Here is a 1,204-nt window from a genome sequence, read left to right on the forward strand (position 1 = left end):
GTCCATAATGAGGGATAAAAAGGAAGCGGAGTGAGGAGGAAAAACATGCTGTTTCAATGGGGAATGGGCCGACAAAAAAAGCAGATCAATGACAGGGTGAAACAAGAAGGACCGGACCATAGCGGCGAGGCGGCGGACGTCCCGCAAGAGCCGATGTCAGCTGAATTAGCCGTCAACCTTGACATCATCCGCCAAACGACTGGACAAAGCAGCGATGTCGTCATCCGTCGGTTTTCGCTGGGTCAAGAGAGGCAAATCAATGCAGCCATCGTCTTTGTGGATGGTCTTGTTGACGAAAAACATGTGTACGAGTTTTTGCTGACGCCGTTGCTAGAGGCGTCATTTCCACTGTCATTAACAGAAAAAGAATCGTTTCCGTGGATCGAACAAAAGTTGGCCGCGGTGGGCGGTGTGAAGCATGTCGTCGATTGGGAACACCTGTTTTTGGAGCTGTTTTCGGGGAAGACCAGCATCGTGTTGGACGGGGTGCCGTCCGCTGTCAGCGCCAGCACGAAAGGCGGCCAATATCGTGCAATCGAGGAGCCGCAAACGCAAATCGCCGGCCGCGGGCCGCGCGAGGGATTTACGGAGTCGTTGCGCGCGAACACCGCGATGATCCGCCGCCGCATTAAAAATCCCAATCTTTGGCTGGAAACGATGCAAATCGGCACCGTGACGCAAACGGATGTCGCGATCATGTACATCAAAGGCATTGCCAATGACGAGGTTATCGAGGAAGTGAGAGCGCGCCTGCGCCGCATTGATACGGACAGCGTGCTTGAGTCCGGTTATATTGAACAGTTAATCGAAGATCAAACGTTTACGACATTTCCGACGATCTACCATACCGAGCGTCCCGACGTGGTGGCGGCGAATTTGCTGGAGGGGCGGATTGCGATTTTGATTCAGGGGACGCCGTTTATCCTGATTGTGCCGGCTTTGTTTATCCAATTTTTTCAAGCGGTAGAGGATTATTATGCCCGTTTTGATATCGCCACTGCTCTTCGCTTTTTGCGCGTATTGATTTTTTTTCTCTCGCTCGTCGCGCCCTCTATTTATATTGCTGCGATGACGTTTCATCAAGAAATGATCCCAACTCCGCTTGTCATCGCCATTGCCGCCCAGCGTGAGGCTGTGCCGTTTCCCGCTTTTGTCGAGGCATTAATCATGGAAGTGACATTTGAGATTTTGCGCGAAGCGGGGA

1 protein-coding gene is annotated in these 1,204 nt (G+C 52.2%); it reads left to right on the forward strand.

Going from position 1 to position 1,204, the window contains the following annotated elements; all coding sequences use genetic code 11:
• Positions 1-45: 45 nt before the first annotated feature.
• On the forward strand, positions 46-1,204 hold a 1,159-nt coding region (locus tag DI44_RS08495), incomplete at its 3' end, for a spore germination protein (protein ID WP_033025332.1).

This window comes from Geobacillus sp. CAMR5420 (assembly GCF_000691465.1).
Lineage (GTDB): Bacteria > Bacillota > Bacilli > Bacillales > Anoxybacillaceae > Geobacillus > Geobacillus thermoleovorans.